This is a genomic window from Roseobacter sp. MH60115 (assembly GCF_015644665.1).
In the GTDB taxonomy this organism is placed as follows: Bacteria; Pseudomonadota; Alphaproteobacteria; order Rhodobacterales; family Rhodobacteraceae; genus Roseobacter.
Map to the genome: position 1 here is coordinate 1 of NZ_JADOBQ010000006.1, position 23,991 is coordinate 23,991.

The window sequence follows — 23,991 nt, forward strand, 5'->3', positions numbered from 1 at the left end:
TGGAGGGGCTTGCGCTGGCGGGGGACAACATGATCAGCGACCTGCACGGCACCGGCGCCTACCGCGCGCATCTGGTCGCCGTCATGACCAAACGCGCAGTGCAAAACGCCACGTAAAAGGCCCGCAAAACAAAAAGCCCTGCCAAAAAAAACGGCAGGGCTGAATATCATTGCCAACCGGCTACCTGAGGATGCGCAATTCCTTAAATTCTTCCATGTCGGCGAACTGGCAGAACGCGGGCGCTCTGAGGGGAATGACAGGCGCCGCCTGCGAAAGATCCTCCAGAATTGTGTTCAATTCCTGTGTCCAGACGGGCACCAGATCATCCGGAATCCAACCGGTAGGGTAGGCAAAGGTCATGTGAAACCGATAGGCGTCATGGTCTTTGTGCCGGTACCCGAAGGGCTCGGTCAAGGCATCGCGCCAGTCCTGCAGGATGCGATCATCTTCTGCTGTCGCGCCGGTCAGCATGAGGCCGGTTGGCACCACATCCTTGACCTGCACCGAAAAGGCAGGGGGCGGTGAGAACCGCTCCAGACGTGTCATCAACGTCTCTGTCACCTCCGTCACAGGGGCATCGCGGTCCATGCCTGCGGGCCAGGCATCGGCTGTTCGTCGCGTTTCAATCACCCCTTCAAAGACGGTCATATGCAGGCTTTCGGCGGGCGTGTAGAGGAAGTTTTCAGCGCCAGGCAAGGCCTGCATCCGCATGCGTGCGTCCAGCACGGCCTGGTGCGCCGGTACGGCCCGGTCCAGATGGCACACCACGGTGTTTCCGGCCTCGGGCAGAAACGCGGTTGCGCTGTAGCGTTGTCCAAGCCGCGCGGGGGGATTTGCGTTCTGCCCTGCGGCAAAGGTGGCAATGTCAGTTTCAAGGGGCATCCGGGCGCTCCGCTGGTTGGGGCACGGGTGTCGTGCCTGTCGCCCACTTCTTGACGGCCTTCGGGAGATTCGGAAAGCCTTTCTGCGGTGTGTTGTCCGCCCGGCAGTCCCGAGCTTGGCTAGAAGGATCGCACGCTGGGTACCGACACCGAAAGGCATATCAAAAACAAAAACGCCCCGTCGCTAAAGACAGGGCGTTCCGGTTAACAGTCCCAAGGGATTACTTGGGCAAGGGCCCGATCAGCATGACCATCTGGCGGCCTTCCATCTTGGGGAAGTTCTCCACCCGGCCTGCGTCCTTGGTATCCTCGGCAACCCGCTCCAGCAATTCGCGGCCCAGATTCTGGTGCGCCATCTCGCGCCCGCGAAACCGCAAGGTGATCTTCACCTTGTCGCCGTTTTCCAGGAACTTGAAGACGTTACGCATTTTCACATCGTAGTCATTGGTGTCGGTGTTCGGGCGGAACTTGACCTCTTTGATCTCGATGATCTTCTGTTTCTTGCGCGCCTCGGCCTCGCGTTTCTGCGTCTCGTACTTGAACTTGCCGAAGTCCATGATCTTGCAGACCGGTGGGTTCGCATTGGGCGAAATTTCGACGAGGTCCAGACCGGCTTCATCCGCCATATCCATGGCGCGGTCCGGAGATACGACACCGACATTTTCGCCATCGGCACCGATCAGGCGGATCTCTGGGCTTCGGATCTTGTCGTTGACGCGCGGGCCGGTGTCTCTTTGCGGCGGTGCGTTGTGGGGTCTGCGAGCGATGATGGTCGTCCTTGAATTGTTGATAAATCTGAAACCGCAAGTTACCTGCGGTGCGGGTCTTCTTCAAGCCGCAAAATAGGCCGGAATGGGCCGATTGGAACGGTTTTCCCCCTTGATGGTTTTATCCCTGATGCGCAACTGACATTACAACGCTCAACAAGGCCCGATGATGGGCCCGGGGCGCTAGAGAGGGAAGAACAACATGAAAAATCTCGTCTGGATACTACTGGCCGCCGTGATCATCGGCGGTGGATATCTGCTTTACTCCGGTCAAAACCCCGCCGAGGTCGTCCAGGATACGGCGGAGACCGTTGAAGAGGTCGCACCGCTCGAAACGGCAGAAGAAGCCCTTGGCGATGCCGCTGACGCGGTGAGCGAGGCGGCAAGCTCGGTCGCAGAGGCCGCGGGAGATGCGGTGGACGCGACAACGGAAGCCGCGAGCGATGCCGCAGAGGGTGTGGCAAATCTGGTGGAAGACGCGACAACCGCGACGTCTGACGCTGCCGGCGATGCGGTCGACGCGACCGAACAAGCGGCAGAGAGTGTTGCGGATGCTGCGACAGAAACCGCTGCAGCGACCGCCGATGCAGTAGAGGACGGCGCCAGCGCCGCAGCGCAGGCAACGACCGAAGCCGCAAATGACGCAGTTGATGCCACACAAGAGGCAGCAGAGAATGCCGCGGATGCTGCCAGCGATGCGGTTGACGGTGCGACCGAAACTGCGACGGCCACGGCTGATGCTGTTGAGGATAGCGCTGCCGATGCGGCACAAGCCACGACGGAGACAACGACATCAGCGGTAAATGACGCAGCAGAGGCCGCACAGGAGGGTACGGAAACCGCCGCTGTCACCGCGGATGAGGCGACCGATACCGTTGCTGCCGTGGATGACGCGAAGGCCGAGGAAGCGCTGACAGTCGAAGGGTTCGACTTCGCCAAAGTGACGGAGATGATCGAAAACTCCGATCTGGGCACCTCACAAAAGCTGCTGCTGACCAATACGGTGCGGCAGGCGCAGGACAATCCTGAGCTGTTGCAAGCCGCGCTGACCCAGTTGCGCACCGCTCTGGGCGTTCAGTAACCGCTCTTCACAATAAAAAACGCCCGGGTTTGAGTGCCCGGGCGTTTTCGTTTGGATTTGCGTGTCGGTCAGCCGACGAAGGCTTTTTCCACCACGTAATGTTTGGGATCGGAGTTGGCGCCTTCGTCGAGGCCGAACCCTTCCAGGATCTCCTTCAGGTCGGTGTTCAGCCCCATGGAACCACAGACCATGGCGCGGTCCGTCTCGGCTGAAATGCCGTCGATGCCTAGATCTGCAAAAACAGTCCCGTCTTTCAGCAGCGTGGTGATGCGGCCCATCTTGGGGCTCTCTTCCCGCGTGGTGGTCGGGTAATAGGTCAGCTTGGCCAAGTTTTCCTCGCCCAGCAGTTCCAGCATCATCTCGTCCGTGCGCAGGTTGTCGATCAGCTGGCGGCCATATTCCAATTCGGCCACATCGCGGCAGGTGTGCGTGACGATGACCTGATCGTAATCCTCATAGGTTTGCGGGTCGCGCAGCAGCGAGGCAAAGGGCGCAAAGCCTGTGCCGGTGGCAAAGAACCACAGCCGCTTGCCCGGCAGCAGCGCATCATGCACCAGCGTGCCGACGGGCTTGGGGCGCAGGATGATCTCATCCCCCGGCTGAATGTGCTGCAGTTTCGAGGTCAGCGGGCCGTCCTGCACCTTGATCGAGTAGAACTCCAGTTCCTCATCCCAGGAGGGCGAGGCGATAGAATAGGCGCGCAGCAGCGGTTTCTGCTTGCCGGTCTCGGGGTGCGGGTCGCCCATCAGGCCGATCATCACGAATTCGCCAGAGCGGAACCGCAAAGAGGCGGGCCGCGTCACGCGGAAGGAGAACAGACGGTCCGTCCAATGCTGAACAGAGGTCACGGTCTGCGCGTCGGGCAGCGTGGGGATCTTGACGGCGGATGCTTCGGTCACGGGTGTTTGCTCGGTCATAATATGTCAACGCAGGCTTACACCTGCGCGTCCCTTTTAGAAAGAAGAATGGAGAGGGGAAAGGCGTCAATCAGCCGCGTTACGCCACCGGTGCTCCGGTGCCACGCAGCCGCGCCTGATAGTTGTTGTCCTGCCAGTTGGCGCGGAACTGCCACTGTTCCTGCGGTTGCCGTGCGGCCAGCTCGTCAGAGATTTCCACCTCGTCAAAGCCCGACCGGCGCGCCATGGCGTATTGGTCGGCCAGCACATGCCCCTTGGCGCGCAGACGCCCCGTGAACCCGCGCAGGCGCAATTGCCGCGCGATGGTAAAGCCACGCCCATCGGCGGACGACGGGAAATCCACGCGGATCATCTGCAACCCACCGCAGAGCGGGATGGCGGCCGGATCGGCATCCGATGGTACGTCCAGCGCGCTGGCGTCATTGGCCGCGTCCAGGGTGATGAAAGGTTCCTGCCAGTCATCGCTGGAAAAACCGGTGTCTGTAACAAGCGTGCTCATGAAGGGGCTCCTGTGCGGATCATTTTGTCGTCGATCCCAAGCGGATCGCTTTGCCGTCAACGAAGTGGATGCCACATTCGTCCTTGTCCGAATTGCGCCAGCGGCCCGCGCGGGGGTCTTCGCCAGCAGTGACGGGGGAGGTGCAAGGTGCACATCCGATAGAGGGGTAGCCGCGCGCCACCAGCGGGTGGCGGGGCAGGCGATTTTCAGCGATGTAATCGGCCACATCACCCGGTTGCCAATAGGCCAGCGGGTTGACCTTGATGCGGCCCGTGCCTGCTTCCACCTCAAAGAAGTCCAGATCGGCACGCTGGCCTGACTGGAACCGCTTGCGCCCGGTGATCCAGCCGCCGTGCTGTGCAAGGGCGGCATTCAGGGGCCGCGTCTTGCGCAGGGCGCAACAGGCATCGGTGTCACGCTGGTGCAGGGTGTCATCGGGGTCCTCGCGCCGCACATCTTCGCTGCGGAGGATCCGCAGGTTACGCAGACCCAGCCGCTCCGCCACCTCCTGCTGGTAGACCAGCGTCTCGGTGAAAAGCATCTCGGTGTCGATGAACAGCACCGGGATATCCCGATCCACCATGGCGGTCAGGTGCAGCAAGGCCACGGATTCTGCGCCAAAGCTGGACACCAGCGCCAGACCAGGCACCGCGTCAACAGCCACGCGCAGTACATCCGTCGCACTATGGTGGCGCAGCCGGTCATTCAGCTGGTCCACCTTAGTGCGCAGGATCAGATCGTCCTGGGGAGCAGGGTGATCAAGCGGCATTGGCCTGTGCCTCGGGGTAAAGGGCGGCCTTGAACGGGGCCAACCCAAGGCGGCGATAGGTCTGCAGGAAGGTCTCTGCAGGCTCTTCGCGCAGCTCAAGGTAGGCCATGACCAGACGTTCGATGGCCGGGATGATCTCCTCGGCAGAGAACCCTGGGCCGGCCCGCTCGCCAATGCTGGCGTCTTCGGTGCCATCCCCGCCCAGTGTGATCTGGTAGTTCTCCACACCAGCCCGGTCGAGGCCGAGAATGCCGATGTGGCCTACGTGGTGGTGCCCACAGGCGTTGATGCAGCCTGAGATCTTGATCTTCAACGGGCCCACGTCGTGTTCCAACTTCAGCTCGTCAAAGCGTGTCGCGATTTCCTGCGCAATCGGGATCGACCGGGCCGTGGCCAGCGCGCAGTAATCCATGCCGGGGCAGGCGATGATGTCGGAAATCAGACCGACATTGGCCGTGCCCAGACCGGCAGCACGCAGCGCGGAATAGACCGACGGCAGGTCGTTCTTGTGCACGTGCGGCAGGATCACGTTCTGCTCGTGGCTGATGCGCAGCTCATCATGACCGTAGCGTTTGGCCAAATCGGCCATCAGGCGCATCTGCGCCGATGTGGCATCGCCCGGGGTCGCGCCATGGGCCTTGAGGCTGATCGTGACAATCGCATAGCCCGGTTCGCGGTGCTCGGCGAGGTTGGTATCGGCCCAGCTGCGGAACGCGGGATAGTGGTCGCGCGCCTCGTGATATTCCCGCACCTTTTCCTGACGGAAGGTGGGCAGGGCGAAATCGGCCTCGATCGCGGCCAGCATCTGCTGATCCACACCGGTGAACTGCGGCCGGATCAGCGCATAGCGTTCCTCGACCCGCGCGCTGAAATCCTCCAGCCCGTTCTCATGCAGGGTGATCTTGATCCGCGCCTTGTACTTGTTGTCGCGCCGACCCAGCAGGTTGTAGACGCTCACGATGGCTTCCAGATATGGCAGCAGGTCTTCGCGCGGCAGGAAGTCTTTCAGCACCTTGCCGATCATCGGTGTCCGGCCCAGACCACCACCCACGATCACTTCAAACCCGGCAACACCGTCGCGTTCGATCATGCGCAGCCCGATGTCATGGGCCTTGGTCACCGCGCGGTCATTGGGGGAGCCGGTCACGGCCACCTTGAACTTACGCGGCAGGAACTGGAATTCCGGATGGTCGGTGGACCACTGACGGATCAGTTCAGCGACGGGGCGCGGATCGGCGATCTCATCTGCCGCGGCACCCGCGAAATGGTCTGCGGTCACGTTGCGGATGGTATTGCCCGAGGTCTGGATCGCGTGCATCTGCACCTCACCCAACGCATCGAGCATATCCGGCACGTCGCGCAGTTGGGGCCAGTTGTACTGGATGTTCTGCCGCGTGGTGAAATGGCCATAGCCCTTGTCCCACTTGTCCGCGATATCGGCCAGCACATGCATTTGGCGGGAATTCAACGTGCCGTAGGGAATGGCCACGCGCAGCATATAGGCGTGCAGCTGCAGGTAGAGCCCGTTCATCAGGCGCAGCGGCTTGAATTCATCCTCGGTCAGCGATCCGTCGATGCGGCGCTCGACCTGGGCGCGGAACTGCGCATTGCGTTCCTTGATGAAGGCGGTGTCGAAGTCGGTATAATTATACATGGCTGGCTGCCTCTTGCTTGCCGTGGGCATAGTTGGACGGACCCTTGGCCCGGAAATCTTCGCGGAAATGTGTGGGCTTGGGTGTCTCGCCGCTGGCATCCACATCGGCCAGATAAGCGCCCACAACGGTGTCGATCTGCTGGGCGGCATCGATCAGACGCAGATCGGCGTCGGCCTCATCGGTCAGCACCTCAGCCTCGGCCAGATCACGGCTCCAACCGGTCGCTGTCTGATAGATGACATCGCCTTCGAGCAGAGCGTTTGCGGTCACAACTTTGGGGGTAAATGCGCGGGGCATCAGAGCGCCTCCTGTGCTTGGATGGGAGTGGAATAGGGGTTGTCGGTCTGTGCCTGCACCGCGTCGCGCGGGGCCAAACCATAGAAGGTCAACGCCGGGCCGGACATCTCGGCAGCCGCCAGCGCGGTGGGCAGCGCGTCCAGCGTGGTGTCCAGAATGCGCTGCTCGGGGCGGGAGGCATTTTCGATCACGGTCACGGGCGTGTGTCGATCCGCGCCGTGCATGATCAGGCGGCCCTGAATGAAGCGCGCAGATTTCTTGCCCATGTAGATCGCGGCGACTTCGCCGGGGCGTGCAAGCGTGGCCCAGTCATGATCGGCAAAGCCTTTCATGTCGTGCCCGGTGAGGAAGCGCACCGAAGAGTTGCGCCCGCGCTTTGTGAGGCTCTGACCGATTTCCGCCACGGCGGCGGAGGCAGAGGTGATGCCCGGCACGACGCTCCAGGCGATCTGATGGGCGTCCAGCGCATCGATCTCTTCGTCGAGGCGGCCAAAGACGGTGGCATCACCGGATTTCAACCGCACGACCTGCGCGCCCTTTTGCGCGTGCTCAACGATCAGATCGTTGATGGTTTCCTGCGGGGTCGAGGGGCCAAAGGCCTCCTTGCCCACGTCGATCATCACCGCTTCACGGCGGGCGAGTTCGAGAATAGGCGCGCTGATCAGCCGGTCGTAGATCACCACGTCGGCCTCATCCAAAAGGCGGCGCGCTTTCATCGTCAGCAGGTCCGGGTCCCCCGGGCCGCCGCCCACGAAATGCACATGGCCGGGGCGGGCCTTGCGCGCGAGATGGTCGGTCAGCAGCGCGTCAAGTGCACCCTGAACAGCCGTCTCGCCGCCGGTGATCGCGGCAGGGCCCGCGTTGAAGTAATAGTCGCGCCAGAAGTCCCGCCGCGCACGGCCAAAAGGCAAGACCTCGGCGGCTTTGCGGAAAGTCTTGCCGATGCGGGCAAGCGGGCCGAGAGCGACGGGCAGACGTTCTTCGAGGTCTGCCTTGATGGCGCGGGCCAGCACCGGGGCGGCCCCCTCGGTGCCAATGGCGATGGTCACAGGGTCACGATCCACGATGGCCGGGGTGATGAACTGGCTGTCTTCGAGGTTGTCCACCACATTCACCAGGGCGCCATCCGCGCGGGCGATGGCAGCGGTGCGGGCATCCTCGGCGTCATCCTCATCAGCGGCGTAGAAAAGTGCCGCGCAAAGGGTGTCGCCGGGGGCCATGGCGCGGCGCACAAGGCGCAGTTTTCCGTTTTCCGCCCATGCGACGATCTCAGGGGCCGGATCAGCGCTGAAAACCGTGATGTGACCCGCCGTCTTCATCAGCAGGCGCAGCTTGGCCAGTGCGGCCTCGCCACCGCCCGACAGGACGATGCGGCGGCCTTCGACGCGCAGGAAGATCGGAAAATGGTCCATGAGGCTCGGCCTTTCGAAATTTCTTGGGTCCAATATAGGAAATTTTCCCGGGTATTAGCTAGGTTCTGCTGTTGATAAGGACACTTGTTCTGATTTACCTAGGAAAGAGAACAAGTGACCATGTGAGAGGGAAAAGGCAGGATGACCGTTCGCATAGACGACACAGACAGGAAAATCCTTGGCGAGCTGCAACGCGATGCCAGCCAGTCATTGGATGAAATCGCAGCCCAGGTGGGCTCTTCCAAGACGCCGGTGTGGAACCGGATTCGGAAAATGCGGGATGCCGGTGTGATCGGTCAGCAGACGGTTGTGCTGGATGCGGATGCGTTGGGGTTCGAGGCATGTTTCTTTGTCCTGATCCGCACATCGGAGCATGAAGCGGAGTGGCAGGCGGCGTTTCTGCAGGCCCTGCGCGACCGGCCCGAGGTGCAGGAGGCACACCGGCTGGCCGGAGATATCGACTATATTCTTAAAGTGCGGGTGAAGAATGCGCGCGCCTATGATGCCTTTTACCAGGCGCTGATTTCGGAGGTGCGGGTGCATAATGTGACGGCGCTCTTGTCGATGGAAGAGATCAAATCGACCACTATGCTACCGCTCTAGGCGTGATCCAAAGGCGCGGCTGGCGCCGCATTCTTATGATAGGCGCTTGCTGCGGGTGTGAGCCTGTCGCGGCTCAGGCCGTCACCTGCAGATGGGTGAGGCCGTGGAAGTGATAGGTGTTTGAATAGGTGGGCTTTTCCACCAGTTTCAAATGCGGCGTATGGGCGAAAAGACGTTGCAGGCCCATCTGCAGTTCCAGTCGTGCCAGTGGCGCGCCAACGCAGAAATGCAGGCCACCGCCAAAGGCTGCGTGTGGTGCGGCGTCACGGAAGGGGTCGAAGAGATCGGAGGCGTTGAAGCGGGCGGGGTCGCGCCCGGCAGCCCCCAGCATCAGCGCCACTTGCTTGCCCTTTTCGAGGCGATACCCGCCGACCTCGATGTCCTCATAGGCATAGCGCGTGAACATGTGCAGCGGCGGGTCAAAGCGCAGCGCTTCCTCGACTGTGGCGGCGATGGCATCCGGCGCCAGTGCGCGGGCCGGGGTTTCGTGTTCCAACAGGGCTTTGACCGCATTGCCCAGGGTGTGGACCGTGGCTTCGTGCCCGGCATTCAGCAGCAGGATGCAGGTCCCGATCATTTCCGGGTGGGAGAGTTTTTCGCCATCCTCCTCCGCCGCGATCAGATGGGTGATCAGATCGTCACGCGGGTCTGCCCGGCGCTTTTCGATGTAACTGGCCAGGAACGCGGAGAATTCGGACGCCGCCTGATCTGCGGCCACCTCGGTCTGGTGGGTGCGGTTGGCCTGATACATGGCCACCATCGTATTGGACCACTGCAGAAGCTGATCTGACATCTCCTCTGGTACGCCCAGCAGGCGGGCGATGACGCGGACAGGCAGGGCGGTGCAAAAGGCCGGGATGAGGTCGAACGGCGCGTCCGGAAAGCGGTTCAGCAGATCGGTGCAAATCTCGTCGATATCGGGGGCCAGAGCCTTCACCCGCCGCGAGGTGAAGGCGCGCAGCACAAGCCCGCGCAGCCGCGTGTGCGTCGGCGGTTCCAGATCAAGCATCGAATGGCGTTCAACCGCGTCAAAGCGGTGCAGGTGGTCCGGCACCGGCGTGCGCTGGTCCTCGGGCACGGCCCGCCCCAACCGGCGATCCCGCAGCAGCGCATGCACGGTTGCCGCGTCAAAGACGGCCATCATGCCGTAGTCTTCCCAGTACTGCACGGGATCTTCGGCCAGAACACGGGCATAGAGCGCGTAGGGGTCCTGCACGAAATCAGGCTCAAGCGGGGATTGAATCAGCACCTTCATGACGCCCTTTAATGCCCGCGCCACTGGTCAAGGCAAGGGGCTGTTTGTAAGCTTGACCCATGTCCAGGGCTTTTGTGCACCGTGCGGTGTTTATCTGTGTGTTTTTGAGCGCGGTGGCGGCGGCCTCTGCGGGCGTGTGGCGCTATGCCTATCTGCAGGCGCTGGACCAGCTGGCGCGACAAGGCGAAAGCGATCTGGCGCTGGCCAGCGACCGGCTCCAGGGGCAATTGCAGCGGTTCCGTGAGTTGGCGGTGTTCCTGGCGGATCATCCGCTGAGTGACGCGCTTGCGGGCGGTCGGGGGGTGGAAGACGCCCGTGCCTTGTTTCTGGATGTGGCGGACAAGACCGATGCGCTGGACGTGATGTTTGTCGATGGCGTGGGCCGGGTACAGGCGGCGGCACGCGGCCCCGCCGGGAGTGACCTGGGCGCCACAGGCTATGTTCAGCGGGCGCTGCAGGGCGCGCTGGGGTGGGGGCATGGGGTGGCCAAACCCTTGGACGAGCGCGCATTTTACTACGCAGCCCCATCATTTGGAACGGATGGCAAGGTGCAGGGCGCAATTGTCGTGGCCGCAGGCATGGACGGGATCGAAGACGCCTGGCGCGGTGGGCTGCGCGCGGTGTTCTTTACCGATGTCTACGGTCAGGTCTTTGTCACCAACCGCTCCGAGCTGGTGCTCTGGCAGCGCGCGGCGGGTGGGCCGGGGCTGGCACCGCCCGATGGCACCGCCCCGCCGTTTGACAGCTACGAGACCGGCGGGCATGAAATCTGGCGGTTGGGCTGGGGGCCTTATCTGCCGCAGAATGCGCTGCATCTGGTGAAACATCTGCCGGTGATCGGCCTGACGGGTGAGGTGCTGATCGACGTGGCACCCGCGCGGCAATTGGCCAAGCTGCAGGCGACCGTGGTGGCCGCACTTTGTCTGGCGTTCGGGGCGCTTCTGTTTCTGGCAACGGAGAGGCGCCGGACGCTGGCGCGGGCCAATGCGCAGCTGGAGGACCGGGTGGCGCGGCGCACCTCGGCGCTCTCAGAGATCAACACGGCCCTGCGGCTGGAGGTGTCCGAGCGCAAGGAGGCGGAGACAGCACTGGCCCGCGCCCAGGCCGATTTGGTGCAGGCCAGCAAACTCAGCGCGCTTGGCAAGATGAGCGCGGGCATCAGCCACGAACTCAATCAGCCGCTGATGGCGATCCGCTCCTTTGCCGAAAACGCCGGGCTGTTTCTGGAGCGCGGCAAACCGGAGCGTGCGCAGGAAAACCTGGGGCGGATTTCCGACATGGCCCGCCGCATGGGGCGCATCATCAAGAACCTGCGTGCCTTTTCCACCCAACAGACCGAACCGATGACGCGGGTGGACCTGATTGCCGTGCTGGATGCGGCGGTGGAGATGGTGAGCGGCAGGGCAGCGGCCATGGGGGTTACAGTCGACTACGCGCCGGGCTCAGCACCGATCTGGGTCAAGGGCGGGGAGGTGCGCCTTGGGCAGGTTTTCGTGAACCTGATGACCAATGCGCTGGATGCGGTGACCGAGAGTGAGGAGCGCAGGTTGGGGGTTTCAATCATCAAGGGTGCACCCTTGCGCATAGAGATACGCGACAGCGGCCCGGGCGTTGAGGCCCCCGAAAAGGTCTTTGATCCCTTTTATTCGACCAAGGAAGTCGGCGCATCGGAGGGCATGGGGCTGGGCCTGTCGATCTCTTACGGGATCATGCAGAGTTTCGGCGGAGAGATCAGAGTGCACAATACAAAGCAAGGTGCCGTCTTCAGCGTCGAGGTGCAGCCCTGGACAGAGCAGGTGGCCGCATGAGCCGGCGCGTGCTGCTGGTCGATGATGATGCCGCCGTGCGGGACGCGCTGGCGCAGACGCTGGAACTGGCCGATCTGGACCCGGTCACGGCGAGCTCCTTTGTTGCTGCAAAGGACCTGATCACCCCTGAATTCGATGGCGTCATCCTGTCGGATCTGCGCATGCCGGGGCGCGACGGCTTTCACCTGCTGGCCTACGCACGGGCACAGGATGCGGATTTGCCGGTGATCCTGCTGACCGGCGAAGGCGATATTCCCACGGCGATGAAGGCGGTTGGGCAGGGGGCCTTCGACTTTCTGGAAAAACCCTGCGCGCCCACTGATCTGTTGGCGGTGCTGGAGCGTGCGTTAAAGACGCGGGGCCTTGTTCTGGACAACCGCCGCCTGCGCGCCCTGATTGCCACAGGGGACCCGGCGGCGCGCATGCTGTTCGGCACGTCGCATCTGGCCGAGGGGCTGCGCAAACGGGTGCGGCGCGTAGCTGTTACCGAGACAGAGGTGCTGGTGACCGGCGCGCCCGGCACCGGGATTTCCAAGGTGGCGGAGGTGATCCACCTCTGTTCCGCGCGATCCAAGGCACCTTTCGTGAAACGGGCCGCTGCGGGGCTGGACGCGAACCTGCTGACCGAGGCGCTGGAGAAGGCGCGCACCGGCAGCCTTTTCATTGACGAGATCACCCAGCTGCCCGCGCAGGCGCAGTTGACACTGCTTGAAGCGCTGGAGGCTGGCCCACAGACGCGGGTCATCGCCGGATCAAACCGCGATCTGGCCGCCAGCGTCGCGGCAGGGCAGTTGAATTCCGAACTCTATTACCGGCTGGAGGTCACGCCGGTGCGCATCCCGTCCCTCTCCGAGCGGCCCGAGGACATTCCGGTGCTGTTCCAGCACTATGTGGCGCAGGCCAGTGAGCAGGCCGGGCTGAACGCGCCAGAGATTACGCCACAGGTGGTGGCAAACCTCATGGCCCAGGACTGGCCCGGCAACGCCCGTGCGCTGATGTCGGAAGCGATGCGGTTTGCGCTGGGGTTAAGCGAAGAGGCCCGCAGCGATGCCTCTCTCGGGCTGGCGGAGCAGATGGCACAGGTGGAACAAAGCCTGCTCGAACAGGCCCTCCGTCGGGCCGAAGGGCGCGCGGTTCTGGCGGCGGAAGCGCTGAAACTGCCCCGCAAGACCTTCTATGACAAGCTTACGCGCTATGGGATTCGGACGGAGGATTACCGCGTCCCTTAGTGTGCGGAATTTCGCACAAACTGTATCCATCTTGTGCGGCTTGCCGCACTTGGACCTTTGGTGGCTTCTTGAAATCGACATGAGATACCAACAGCAAAGCCCTGAAATAAAGTAATAAATCCGCAGATTTTTTGGCCTCCCGCATAGTGCTTGCTCTTAGGCGCCCGAACCGGTTTGATATTCATCAGCGCATCGCTCTGCGGTGCCCGATCCAAGGAAGAAAAATCAAAACGTTTCTGGGAGGAAACCACATGAGAATAGTAACCGCTGCCCTGACGGCGCTGACCCTGTCAGTGAGCGCCTCTGCTGTCGCTGCTGCCTGTGATGACGGCGAGATCGTCATCAAGTTCAGCCACGTGACCAACACCGACCGTCACCCCAAAGGCATTGCCGCATCCCTGCTGCAGGAACGGGTGAATGAGGAGATGAACGGCAAGGCCTGTATGGAGGTTTTCCCGAACTCCACGCTCTACAACGATGACCAGGTGCTGGAGGCGCTGCTGCAGGGCGATGTGCAGATGGCCGCGCCGTCCCTGTCGAAATTCGAGCAGTTCACCAAGGTGTTCCGCATCTTCGATCTGCCCTTCATGTTCAAGAACATCGATGCGGTGGATGCCTTCCAGACCTCCGATACCGGTGTGGCGATGAAGGAATCCATGACGCGTCGCGGTCTGCTGGGCCTTGCCTTCTGGCACAACGGCATGAAGCAGATGTCGGCGAATGTGCCGCTCAACAGCCCCGCCGACGCCAATGGCCTGAAGTTCCGGGTGCAGAATTCCGACGTGCTCAAGGCACAGATGGCGGCTCTTGGCGGCTCGCCGCAGCCGATGGCTTTCTCGGAGGTTTACGGCGCGCTGCAGACCGGCGTTGTCGACGGGCAGGAGAACACATGGTCGAACATCTACGGCCAGAAGTTCTTTGAGGTGCAGGACGGTATCACCGAAACCAACCACGGCATCATCGACTATATGGTTGTGACCTCCACCGACTGGTGGGATAGCCTGGATGCGGATGTGCGCGACCAGCTGGCGACCATCGTGACTGAGGTGACCGAAGTCCGTAACGCTGAATCCACCGCCGTGAACGCTCAGGCCAAGGCGGCGATCATCGAGGCCGGCGGCGTGGTACGCGAGCTGGATGCGGCCGCCCGTGAGGAATGGGTCGCCACGATGAAGCCCGTCTGGGACCAGTTCAAGGATGATGTCGGTCAGGAAAACATCGACGCGGCGCAGTCAATCAACGCCGGTTTCTGAACGTGACATGACAGACCGCCCGGCCCCCGATGGTGGGGGCCGGGCGGCTTTTTAAAGGGGGGAGGGACGCATGGCGCATTCCTATGAGGCACAGACAACGCTGGGCCGGATCGTGAATGAAATCGAGGAGACCGCGATTGCGCTGATCCTCGGGCTGATGACCATCCTGACCTTCATAAACGTGGTGCTGCGGTATGGGTTCAATACAGGCATCATCTGGGGGCTGGAGGCGGTGACCTTCCTCTTTGCCTGGTTGGTGCTTTTCGGGGTGAGCTATGCGGTCAAGGTCACCGCGCATCTGGGCGTTGATGCGCTGATCAACCTCTTTTCGCCCTCTGTCAGGCGCACGCTGTCCCTGATCGCCGCCGCGGTCTGCATCAGCTACGCCTTCCTCGTGTTCAAAGGCGCGTGGGACTACTGGGCACCGTTTGCCGGGTTCGATGCCACCTCCGGGCGCTGGTTTCCAACCGGCTTTGAAAACAGCCGGGATCAGGCGTGGTACGAGGTTGTCGACATGCCGATGCCGGAATGGTTGCGCTGGATCGAGCCGATTTTCAACCAAGGTGAGGAATACGAGAAAATCCCGCGCTTCATCCCCTATGCAATGCTGCCCTTTGGCATGGCGCTGCTGCTCTTTCGCTTTGTTCAGGCCACGGTGCGCCTGATGCGGGGCACCCAGACCAGCCTGATCGTCAGCCACGAAGCCGAAGACGCCATCGAAGACGTCAAGCACCTGAACGCGGAGCGCTAAACCATGGAAGTTGCAATTCTTTTCACCATGGTGGTGGGTCTGATGCTGATCGGTGTGCCGATCGCCGTGAGCCTTGGCATGTCCTCCATCGTCTTTCTGCTGGCGCTCAGCGATACCTCGCTGGCCTCCATCGCACAGACCTTGTTTCAGGCGATGGCGGGGCACTACACCCTGCTGGCCATTCCGTTCTTCATCCTCGCCTCGTCCTTCATGTCGACGGGCGGTGTGGCGCGACGGATCATCCGCTTTTCCATCGCCCTTGTGGGGCATTTTCCGGGCGGGCTGGCAATTGCCGGGGTCTTTGCCTGTATGCTCTTTGCGGCGCTCTCCGGGTCATCGCCCGCCACCGTTGTGGCCATCGGCTCCATCGTGATCGCGGGCATGCGACAGGTCGGCTATACCAAGGATTTCGCCGCCGGTGTGATCGCCAATGCGGGGACGCTCGGCATTCTGATCCCGCCTTCGATTGTCATGGTTGTCTACGCCTCCGCTACGGATGTTTCCGTCGGGCGGATGTTTCTGGCCGGTGTGATCCCGGGCCTGATGGCGGGCACCATGCTGATGGTGACCATCTACATCATCGCCAAGCTGCGCGACCTGCCGAAAGGCGAATGGCGCGGCTGGGGCGAGGTCATCGACAGCGGGTTGGAAGCGGGCTGGGGACTGTTCCTGATCGTGATCATCCTGGGTGGTATCTATGGCGGTATCTTCACGCCGACCGAAGCGGCAGCGGTGGCGGCGGTCTATGCCTTCTTTATCGCCAGTTTCGTGTACCGGGACATGGGACCGTTACATGTCGACGGCGAGGACACGCGCAACCTGACGCTATTGCAGAAACCGCTGGCGCTGGTCACCGCATTCATCCATCGCGATACCAAGAATACGCTTTTTGAAGCGGGCAAGCTGACCGTGACGTTGATGTTCATCATCGCCAATGCGCTGATCCTGAAACACGTGCTGACGGATGAACAGATCCCGCAGCAGATCGCCAGTGCTATGCTGGACGCGGGCTTTGGGCCGGTGGTGTTCCTGGTGATCGTGAATGTGATCCTGCTGATCGGCGGGCAGTTCATGGAACCGTCGGGGCTGCTGGTGATCGTGGCGCCGCTGGTCTTTCCGATTGCCATTGAACTGGGCATCGACCCCATTCACCTCGGGATCATCATGGTGGTGAACATGGAGATCGGGATGATCACGCCGCCGGTGGGTCTAAACCTCTTTGTCACCTCCGGCGTGGCCAACATGCCGATGTGGGCCGTGGTCAAGGCGGCGCTGCCCTTCACGGCGGTGCTCTTTGTGTTCCTGATCATGGTGACCTATATCCCGATCATCAGCACATGGCTGCCGACGCTGGTGATGGGACCGGAAATCATCATTCAATAGGCGGGTGGGGGCGCTGCCCCCGCGCTGCGCGCTCCCCCGGGATATTTGATGCCAGAAGAAGGGCTCAGCTTGCCGCTAGTGCTTCGATGATGGGGGAGAAGTCCTCCTCCGTGAGGCTCGCGCCGCCCACAAGCGCACCATCCACATCGCCGAGGGCAAAAATGTTCGCGGCGTTGTTCGGCTTTACCGATCCGCCGTAGAGCAGGCGCATGCTGTCGGCATCCTCGCCGAACCGCGCCCGCAGCTCGGTGCGCATCAGCGCGTGCACGTCGGCGATTTGCTCCATGCTGGGAATTTTACCGGTGCCGATGGCCCAGATGGGTTCATAAGCCACCACAAGTGTCTTGCCCGCGCTGCCCTCCGGCACCGAGCCCTTGAGCTGCGTCTTGATCACATCGAGCGCCTCGCCAGCCTCCCGCTGCTCCAGGCTTTCGCCGATGCAGACAATCGCGGTGAGCCCGGCGGCTTGGGCGGCCTGCGCCTTGGCCGCCACCTGGGCATCCGTCTCGCCATAGGCCGCCCGCCGCTCCGAGTGACCCACGATGACATAAGTCGCGCCGACCTCGGCAATCATCGCGGCGGAGTGTTCGCCGGTATAGGCGCCCTTTTCCTCGGCGTGGCAGTTCTGGGCGCCGATTTGGACAGGGCTGCCAGCGGTATTGTTCAGCGCGGGCGCAAGCAGCGGGGCGGGCGGGCAGATCAGCACGTCGCAGGGACATTCGGGATGCTTCAGCTTGAGCTTGCCGATCATGTCGAGACCCGGGATCGAGCCGTTCATTTTCCAATTGCCTGCTGCCAGTTTACGCCGCATGTGTCTCTCCTGAAAGTTGTCACAGCCTTGGTAGCAGGGCGACCGGTCGGCGGCAATTGGCCCTGCGCCACTTGCGCGCCGCATGTGTCTGTGGCAGGGCCGCGGGGCAGGCAGATGGAGGTCTTCTCATGATCCCGAGACTAGATGCGGCGTTGATGGCGGCAGGCGATCCTGAAACGATGGCGCAGCTGCGGGAGGCGGCCACCGGCACCGGGTTTTTCACCGTGTACAACACCGCGATCAGTGCAGAGCGGATGCAGGTCGTCCTGGCCGGCTATCGTGCTTTCTTTCGCCTGCCAGAGGCGGAAAAATCCCGGATCGACATGGCCCGAACCGGGGCCAATCGGGGTTGGGGGGCGGCGGGCTCCGAGCAGGTCGATCCCGATGCAAACCCCGACTACAAACAGTTTTTCGACAGCGGTTTCCCTTTACCCGCGGGCGATCCGCGCAGTGACCTGGCCGTCTATGCCCCGAACAGATGGCCCGACACACCGGCTGATTTCCAGGATGAGATCGAAAGCTATTATCGCGAGGCCTGTGCGGTGGCGATGGACATCCTGCGCGCAATCGCGCGTGCCATCGGCGCGGCGGAGACGTATTTCGACGGGGCGTTTGACACGCCCATGGCCCTGCTGCGCGGCAACTTCTATCCCGAGCGTCCCGCCTGGGCCACGGCGCGGGATTTTGGCATCGCAACCCATACGGATTATGGCTGCCTGACCCTGCTGGCCACCGATGGCTCACCGGGACTTGAGGTGCGCAAGCGGGGCGGCGGTTGGATTCCGGTCTCGGCACCACCGGGGGAGTTTGTCATTAACTTTGGTGAAATGATGGAGATGTGGACCGCCGGACGTGTCCGCGCGACACCGCACCGGGTGATTGGCAGCGATCATGAACGCATCTCTGTACCGCTGTTCTTCAACCCGTCCTACGATACCAATGTGGCCCCGATGGGATCAGGTGAGGTGATCAAGGCAGGTGAACATCTGACAAAACGGTTTTCAGAGACCTACGTGCATCTGCAGGATCAGGAACGCTCAGCCGAACTTAATTGACTCCCCGCAGCCACAGGCTTCGGTCACATTCGGGTTGCGGAACTTGAAGCCGCTTTCGAGCAGCGAGGTCTCATAATCGATCTCGGTTCCGAAGAGGAACATCTGCGCCATGGGGGCAATCATCACGCGCGCACCATCCTGCTCGACAATCTCGTCGTTGGGGTCGGTCGCCTCGACGTATTCCATGGTGTATTCCATGCCCGCACAGCCGCCTTTCTTGACACCAATACGCAACCCCGCATGACCCGCGGAGGTCATGAGTTTCGCCACCTGTGCGGCGGCCTTCGGTGTAAGCGTGACGGCCTGCTTGCCGGGAATGCCAAACATCGCTGTGCTCCTTTGGACCTAATCTAGGCAGTCGGGCCGCGCGGGACAAGCGGTCTCGCGGGATTTCCGGCAACTGTGACACCAGACGGCACATCCCGCGTGACCACGGCACCGGCGCCGATCACGGCGTCATCGCCGATGGTCACGCCGGGCAGGATCAGGGCCCCGCCGCCGATCCAGACATTGCGTCCGATCTCAATGGGTTGTCCGAACTCCAGCCCGGCATCGCGGGTGGCCGCATCGCGTGGGTGATCGGCGGTCAGGATTTGCACCATGGGTCCCACCTGCGTCATGTCCCCGATCCGGATCGGGCAGACGTCGAGCAGCACACAACCGTAGTTGAAGAAGACATCCGACCCCAGATGAATGTTGTATCCATAGTCGACGTGAAACGGCGTGCGGATGGCGCAACTTGAGCCGCGCGATCCAAGCCACTGATCCAGAACGACTTTGCGCTCATCTCCATCTGAGACAATCGTGTTGTTGTAGCGTCGCTGCAAGGCCTGGCTGGTGGCGCGTTCCCGCACCAGTTCGGCATCGCCAGCCCGATAGAGCTCGCCCGCGATCATCTTCTCTTTTTCGGTTGTCATGCAGTTCGCTTACATGAACCCGAGTTCAAGCCGCGCTTCGTCGGACATCATGTCCATGCCCCAGGGTGGCTCCCAGACCAGATCCACATCGACGTGCTTCACGCCCGGCAGGGGTTCTACCGCATCCGCCACCCAACCCGGCATTTCACCCGCGACCGGGCAACCGGGCGCGGTCAGCGACATCTTGATCGCGACTTCATTTTCCGCATTGATATCAATGGTATAGATCAAGCCCAATTCATAGATATTCACCGGGATTTCCGGATCATAAACGGTACGGCACGCTTCAACGATTTGCTCGTAAAGGGGATGATCCGTAGAGGAAGGGGCAATCAATGGCGCGCCTTCAAGCGGTTCGGGTACATTGTTCATCGAGGGCCTCTCTCACGATCCTTAGCTTTTATATAAGGATTAGCACCGGAGGGGTAAAGGGGCGCCGCGTGCGATTGCAGGGAGGGCGCGGCACGGGATCCTCATTCTGTCCGTGATGCGAGAGGTCGGGGAGTCGTGTTTATCTGCAGAACTGTGCGGCCAAGAACCGTTCATGGCGTTTGTATATTCCTGAGGCCACTTGCATAACTCAGCACCTTTAGTCTCTCATTTTGAGGAATCGGCATTCAGGAGACCGGGTTGCTTCGAAACAACGGTCCCCGACCAGGTCAGACTTACACAGCAGGAAATGGTTGGAGCGTGGTTCATGGGGTGAGCGCACCAGCCAGTAAATCTCGGCGTAGTTCCCAGCCAGACACGATATCGGTTCGTGTCGGCGTTAGATTAAAGACAATCCGGTGTGCCAAAAAACGGGGAGGAGCCGACCAGTCGACTACTTGGCGATCAACACATCGCAGGGCGGATTTCGGATCAGCCCCGCCGTGAACCCGCCGAGGATGTATCTGCCTGCACTTGAACGTGTGTGGGCGCCAATTGCCAGCAGATCGTAGCTGCCGTTCTTCACGATGTCCTCCAGCGCATCGGCCGCCGTGGCTTCGACAAAGACCGGATCAGGCAGGCCTTCGGGTAGGGGGTTCATGGCTTTCCAGGTCTCGTATTCCTGCTCGGCTTCCTTGCGGAAGGATACTTCATGGGCATTGAAAATCGTGACATCTGCGTGCGGGGCAATCATTGGAATTCTGCGCAAGGCTGTGGCGCAGGCCTCAGACAGGGCAACGCCGCTCAGAACACGCGTGTAGGCCTGATCCGTCTCTGTCGCGACAAGCAGCACCGGTATGTCGCTGGACCTGATCAGGTGCTCCATGGTGGTTTCCCGGATATGATCCAGAAACTTACGACGGCGGTGCAGACCGACAACCAGCAAATCGGCCTTGGTGTCCTCGGTCACGGCGCCGATGACCTCCATGGCGTCGCCGACGTCGACCTTGATGGTAACGGCAATCTCGCGATCTTTCGCATCCGCTGTCACCTGCTCGGCCAGCAGGGTCTTTGCCCCGACCTGGACCTGGGTCGAGAGGTTTTCGGGGATGGCGTCATCCACCACATGCAGCACGGTCAGGTCGGCTTTTGTCTGTGCCGCCAGATTAACCGCGCGCCGTAGGGCTTGTCGTGAGCGGTCCGACAGGTCGCTTGCCACAACAATGTTTTTCATGATCCCAATCTCCCCCGTGTCCTGCTTTCCATCTAGGGACCTTCTGGCGCCGCACAAGATGCGGTTACGCTCTATCGGTTCGGTTTGGTCACGGATGGGCGTGAGGCTGAAGCCTGCGGCGATTTATAGATTGCCATGGAGGCAGTTTTCTCTGGGAAATCGGTTGTCGTGCGCCCTAAATGCGCGCGACCCGAGACTGGATGATCCGTTAGTGGTTCTGATGCAACGAAGTGGATCAGCTTCGGACGCGTTTGCGCACTGGCTGTGGTCTCACGCGGGCCTCGATCTCGTCGTAGAGCTTGCCGACGATGTCCTTGCCGGTCGCCGTTTCGATGCCCTCAAAGCCGGGGGAGGAGTTGACCTCCAGCACCTTGGGGCCGCTCTCGGAGCGCAGGAGGTCCACGCCCGCCTTGCCCAGACCAAAGGCGCGCGCGGCACGCACCGCCGTGTCGCGCTCCTCCCTGGTGATCCGCACCACCTTCGCCGATCCGCCGCGGTGCAGGTTGGAACGGAAATCACCCTCGGCACCAGTGCGTTTCATCGCCGCTACGACCTTGCCTGCGATCACGAGGCAGCGGATGTCTTCTCCAGCGGCCTCCTTGACGAAATCCTGCACGAGGAAGTTGGCTTTTAGCCCGCGGAAAGCGTCGATGACCGATTCCGCGGCTTTCTTGGTCTCTGCCAGCACGACGCCCTTGCCTTGGGTCGATTCCAGCAGTTTCACGATCAGCGGAGCGGTGCCCACGAGGCCCATCAGGTTCGAGGTGTCCTTGGGCGAGGCGGCGAAGGCGGTGGTGGGCATGCCGATCTTCTTACTGGCCAGGATCTGATGGGCGTGCAGCTTGTCGCGGCTCGCGGTGATGCCGGCCGAGCCATTCACGCAATAGGTGCCGATGGTTTCGAACTGGCGAATGATCGCGGTGCCATAGGAGGTGACGGAGGCGCCGATGCGCGGGATCACGGCGTCATAGCGGGGCAGGCGTTTGCCGTCGTAATGCACTTCAGGCGCCATCGCGTTGATCGCCATGTAGCAGCGGGTGGTATTGATCACCTCGACAGTGTGACCGCGTGCCTCACCAACCTCAACGAGACGGCGGGTGGAGTAATTGTCCTCGCGGCTCAGCACAGCGATGCGCAGGGCGCGTTTGGGCGCGCGGCGTTTCAGCGCGGAGCTGTGGTAGTCATCATAGCTCAGCTCCGGCTGCAGGTGCTTTTCCGTAGGCGAGATCGAAATGTGATCGCTGAGCGCCTGGCGCCCCAGCAGCATGCGCGAGGACATCGACGCGCGGTTGGTCAGGGTGATCTCGATGGGCCAGGTCTGATCCCCTACCGCGAGCGTGGAGGAGATCACGAAGCGCTGTTCAGCCTCGCCGTTCGACGAGGTGACCTCGCGCCGATCGACCAGCGGCGCGGAGCAGGTGATGGCCATATCGGCACGCCCGGCGATGGGGTGCACATTGAACCGTACCTTGGGCTGTTTGGCGGGTCCGAAAACCTCAATGTCATGGGCGTGCAGCGCGGAGGTGCGTGCTCCAGTGTCGACCTTGGCCTTGACTGCGGGCAAACCAAGGTCCGGCAGTGACACCCATTCCTCCCACCCGAACGTCAGCTTTTCCACGATGCCCCCCTCATTTATAGGTGTCAGCGGGAGTATCAGGTGAGCCGTCTGACCTCAACCAAATGGCTGCGGCAAGAGCTTTATGCCTCCGGCGGGGATACTTATGGCCAAGAGAAAACACGCTGGCATCTTCTGGCCTGAAATATCCCGGGGTTTGGGGCAGCGCCCCAAAAAATCATCAGGTGTCATTGATGTCGTGATGCACAATTTTGGCGCCGGAGGACTGTTTGCGGAAGGCCATGCGCAGTCCGATCCAGGCCAGCAAGGACAGGCCTGCGAAAATCGCGAGTAGGGCAGGAGCCCCGAGCCCGGGGAGGGTAAAGATCACTGCAACCATCACCAAAGCGCCGATGGCAAAGCCTAGGAAGATGAACCCAGGCACCAGGACCTCTATCACAGCCAGAGCGAGCGCGGCGGCGGTCCAGACCCACCAGAGATTGAGCAATTCACTCATGTGCCGCGGCCCTTGAGCATCTTGAAGGCATCGCCGAAGGCCTCGATGGCTTGCGTCGGCACGACGATGGTCTGCTTGCCGTCGCCTGCGCCCAGGGCATTGAGCGACTCCACCTGTTTCAGCGCGATCTGATATTGCGCCGCTTCAAGTCCGTTTTCGTTGATCGCCTGGGCCACGACTTGTGTGGCATAGGCTTCCGCATCTGCAAGGATACGGCGGGCCTTGGCGGTCTGCTCGGAGGCATATAGCTCCGCATCTGCGGCCAGTTCCACCGCGCGTTTGGCACCTTCGGCCTTGGTGACCTCGGCACGGCGGGCGCGTTCGGCGTTGAGCTGTTGCAGCATTGCGTCGCGCGTCGCCTGATCGAGATTGACGTCGAGGATTTCCGCCCGCGTGACCTCAATGCCCCAGTCGTCCACGGCGTCTTCGACGAGGGCCTTGATGGTGGTGATCAGATGCGCGCGGTTGGCCTGCACGTCGTCGAGGTCCATCTTACCGATCTCCGCCCGCACGATCCCGGCGACGGTGGTGGCGATGGCCGCGTCAACGTCGCGAATGCGGTAGACGGTGCGTTCGGGCTCGGTGATGCGATAAAAAACCGAGGTTTCCACCTGCACCAGCACGTTATCCTTGGTGATCGCGTCCTGGCTGGCATTGGGCAGTTGCCGTTCGAGGATGGAGATTTCATGCGCCACGCGGTCGATGAAGGGCACGATCAGGTTGATCCCCGGCCCGAGCACCGAGCGCAACCGCCCAAACCGTTCAATCACGTATTTTTCGGACTGCGGCACGATCTTGACCGCCTTGACGACGAGGACAATGAAAAGGGCGGCCAGCAACAGGAAGACCAGCGAGCTTTCGATCAGCGACACAATCAGGGTTTCGATATCCAAGGCGGGCACTTTCTTCGTTACGTCATGTGGCTTTATAGGTGACGCTTTGCCATGCAGATTGCAAGTTTGCGCGCTTGGGA

The 23,991-nt window shown here is 61.7% G+C and carries 25 protein-coding genes and 1 pseudogene; 9 read left to right on the plus strand and 17 right to left on the minus strand.

Annotated features, from left to right (window positions below; translation table 11 throughout):
* Positions 1–116 (plus strand): annotated as a pseudogene (locus tag ISX84_RS18155) (FAD binding domain-containing protein); the annotation flags it as partial.
* 64 nt (positions 117–180) lie between these two features.
* On the opposite strand, the gene ISX84_RS18160 reads toward ISX84_RS18155, so the two are convergent.
* Together ISX84_RS18160 and infC are read right to left on the minus strand one after the other, a co-directional pair.
* Positions 181–882 carry a DUF1868 domain-containing protein gene (locus ISX84_RS18160; RefSeq protein ID WP_195821824.1) on the minus strand — a complete coding sequence of 234 codons (702 nt, stop codon included), beginning with the start codon at positions 880–882 and terminating at the stop codon, positions 181–183.
* Between the two features lie 220 nt (positions 883–1,102).
* A complete protein-coding gene (gene infC, locus ISX84_RS18165; RefSeq protein ID WP_195822067.1) occupies positions 1,103–1,672 on the minus strand; it encodes a translation initiation factor IF-3 in 570 nt (189 codons plus the stop codon).
* Between the two features lie 178 nt (positions 1,673–1,850).
* Here infC and ISX84_RS18170 point away from each other — a divergent pair, with 178 nt between their 5' ends.
* Positions 1,851–2,729: a translation initiation factor 3 gene (locus ISX84_RS18170; RefSeq protein WP_195821825.1), complete on the plus strand. Its 879-nt coding sequence runs from the start codon at positions 1,851–1,853 to the stop codon at positions 2,727–2,729.
* 68 nt (positions 2,730–2,797) lie between these two features.
* Here ISX84_RS18170 and ISX84_RS18175 read toward each other — a convergent pair whose 3' ends face one another.
* The 6 genes from ISX84_RS18175 to cysG all read right to left on the minus strand — a co-directional run bounded on the left by ISX84_RS18175 (position 2,798) and on the right by cysG (position 8,278).
* On the minus strand, positions 2,798–3,646 hold the full coding sequence (locus tag ISX84_RS18175) for a ferredoxin--NADP reductase (RefSeq protein ID WP_195821826.1): 849 nt from the start codon (positions 3,644–3,646) through the stop codon (positions 2,798–2,800).
* A gap of 79 nt (positions 3,647–3,725) precedes the next feature.
* Positions 3,726–4,145 (minus strand): DUF934 domain-containing protein, encoded by a 420-nt coding sequence (locus tag ISX84_RS18180; RefSeq protein ID WP_195821827.1) that lies wholly within the window; start codon positions 4,143–4,145, stop codon positions 3,726–3,728.
* A 19-nt stretch (positions 4,146–4,164) separates the two neighbouring features.
* Positions 4,165–4,914, minus strand: a complete 750-nt coding sequence (locus ISX84_RS18185; protein WP_195821828.1) for a phosphoadenylyl-sulfate reductase — start codon at positions 4,912–4,914, stop codon at positions 4,165–4,167.
* On the minus strand, positions 4,904–6,568 hold the full coding sequence (locus ISX84_RS18190) for a nitrite/sulfite reductase (protein ID WP_195821829.1): 1,665 nt from the start codon (positions 6,566–6,568) through the stop codon (positions 4,904–4,906). The genes ISX84_RS18185 and ISX84_RS18190 overlap by 11 nt, the downstream gene beginning before the upstream one ends.
* Entirely contained in the window at positions 6,561–6,866 is a 306-nt protein-coding gene (locus tag ISX84_RS18195; protein WP_195821830.1) for a DUF2849 domain-containing protein, read from the minus strand. Before ISX84_RS18195 ends, ISX84_RS18190 begins: the two co-directional genes overlap by 8 nt.
* Positions 6,866–8,278 (minus strand): siroheme synthase CysG, encoded by a 1,413-nt coding sequence (gene cysG / locus ISX84_RS18200; RefSeq protein ID WP_195821831.1) that lies wholly within the window; start codon positions 8,276–8,278, stop codon positions 6,866–6,868. The genes ISX84_RS18195 and cysG overlap by 1 nt, the downstream gene beginning before the upstream one ends.
* 141 nt (positions 8,279–8,419) lie before the next feature.
* On the opposite strand from cysG, the gene ISX84_RS18205 reads away from it, so the two are divergent.
* A complete protein-coding gene (locus ISX84_RS18205) occupies positions 8,420–8,881 on the plus strand; it encodes an Lrp/AsnC family transcriptional regulator (RefSeq protein ID WP_195821832.1) in 462 nt (153 codons plus the stop codon).
* Positions 8,882–8,954: 73 nt separating this feature from the next.
* On the opposite strand, the gene ISX84_RS18210 is transcribed toward ISX84_RS18205, so the two are convergent.
* Positions 8,955–10,136 carry a cytochrome P450 gene (locus tag ISX84_RS18210; protein ID WP_195821833.1) on the minus strand — a complete coding sequence of 394 codons (1,182 nt, stop codon included), beginning with the start codon at positions 10,134–10,136 and terminating at the stop codon, positions 8,955–8,957.
* A gap of 59 nt (positions 10,137–10,195) precedes the next feature.
* Here ISX84_RS18210 and ISX84_RS18215 point away from each other — a divergent pair, with 59 nt between their 5' ends.
* The 5 genes from ISX84_RS18215 to ISX84_RS18235 all read left to right on the plus strand — a co-directional run bounded on the left by ISX84_RS18215 (position 10,196) and on the right by ISX84_RS18235 (position 16,560).
* Complete coding sequence (locus ISX84_RS18215; protein WP_195821834.1) at positions 10,196–11,944, plus strand: sensor histidine kinase; 1,749 nt, start codon at positions 10,196–10,198, stop codon at positions 11,942–11,944.
* Positions 11,941–13,173 (plus strand): sigma-54-dependent transcriptional regulator, encoded by a 1,233-nt coding sequence (locus ISX84_RS18220; RefSeq protein WP_195821835.1) that lies wholly within the window; start codon positions 11,941–11,943, stop codon positions 13,171–13,173. Before ISX84_RS18215 ends, ISX84_RS18220 begins: the two co-directional genes overlap by 4 nt.
* Positions 13,174–13,424: 251 nt before the next feature.
* Positions 13,425–14,426, plus strand: a complete 1,002-nt coding sequence (locus ISX84_RS18225) for a DctP family TRAP transporter solute-binding subunit (RefSeq protein ID WP_195821836.1) — start codon at positions 13,425–13,427, stop codon at positions 14,424–14,426.
* 70 nt (positions 14,427–14,496) lie between these two features.
* On the plus strand, positions 14,497–15,177 hold the full coding sequence (locus tag ISX84_RS18230; RefSeq protein ID WP_195821837.1) for a TRAP transporter small permease: 681 nt from the start codon (positions 14,497–14,499) through the stop codon (positions 15,175–15,177).
* 3 nt (positions 15,178–15,180) lie between these two features.
* On the plus strand, positions 15,181–16,560 hold the full coding sequence (locus ISX84_RS18235; protein ID WP_195821838.1) for a TRAP transporter large permease: 1,380 nt from the start codon (positions 15,181–15,183) through the stop codon (positions 16,558–16,560).
* Positions 16,561–16,624: 64 nt separating this feature from the next.
* On the opposite strand, the gene tpiA is transcribed toward ISX84_RS18235, so the two are convergent.
* Positions 16,625–17,371: a triose-phosphate isomerase gene (gene tpiA / locus ISX84_RS18240; RefSeq protein WP_195821839.1), complete on the minus strand. Its 747-nt coding sequence runs from the start codon at positions 17,369–17,371 to the stop codon at positions 16,625–16,627.
* Positions 17,372–17,499: 128 nt separating this feature from the next.
* On the opposite strand from tpiA, the gene ISX84_RS18245 reads away from it, so the two are divergent.
* A complete protein-coding gene (locus ISX84_RS18245) occupies positions 17,500–18,426 on the plus strand; it encodes an isopenicillin N synthase family dioxygenase (protein WP_195821840.1) in 927 nt (308 codons plus the stop codon).
* Here ISX84_RS18245 and ISX84_RS18250 read toward each other — a convergent pair.
* The 7 genes from ISX84_RS18250 to ISX84_RS18280 all read right to left on the minus strand — a co-directional run bounded on the left by ISX84_RS18250 (position 18,409) and on the right by ISX84_RS18280 (position 23,911).
* A complete protein-coding gene (locus ISX84_RS18250) occupies positions 18,409–18,753 on the minus strand; it encodes a HesB/IscA family protein (protein ID WP_195821841.1) in 345 nt (114 codons plus the stop codon). The genes ISX84_RS18245 and ISX84_RS18250 overlap by 18 nt on opposite strands.
* A 23-nt stretch (positions 18,754–18,776) precedes the next feature.
* Positions 18,777–19,343: a sugar O-acetyltransferase gene (locus ISX84_RS18255; protein WP_195821842.1), complete on the minus strand. Its 567-nt coding sequence runs from the start codon at positions 19,341–19,343 to the stop codon at positions 18,777–18,779.
* Between the two features lie 9 nt (positions 19,344–19,352).
* A complete protein-coding gene (locus ISX84_RS18260) occupies positions 19,353–19,715 on the minus strand; it encodes an SUF system Fe-S cluster assembly protein (protein WP_195821843.1) in 363 nt (120 codons plus the stop codon).
* Between the two features lie 451 nt (positions 19,716–20,166).
* A complete protein-coding gene (locus ISX84_RS18265; RefSeq protein ID WP_195821844.1) occupies positions 20,167–20,946 on the minus strand; it encodes a universal stress protein in 780 nt (259 codons plus the stop codon).
* Positions 20,947–21,181: 235 nt separating this feature from the next.
* On the minus strand, positions 21,182–22,564 hold the full coding sequence (gene rimK, locus ISX84_RS18270) for a 30S ribosomal protein S6--L-glutamate ligase (RefSeq protein WP_195821845.1): 1,383 nt from the start codon (positions 22,562–22,564) through the stop codon (positions 21,182–21,184).
* 178 nt (positions 22,565–22,742) lie between these two features.
* Entirely contained in the window at positions 22,743–23,018 is a 276-nt protein-coding gene (locus ISX84_RS18275; RefSeq protein WP_195821846.1) for an NfeD family protein, read from the minus strand.
* Complete coding sequence (locus tag ISX84_RS18280) at positions 23,015–23,911, minus strand: SPFH domain-containing protein (protein WP_195821847.1); 897 nt, start codon at positions 23,909–23,911, stop codon at positions 23,015–23,017. Before ISX84_RS18280 ends, ISX84_RS18275 begins: the two co-directional genes overlap by 4 nt.
* Positions 23,912–23,991 lie beyond the last annotated feature (80 nt).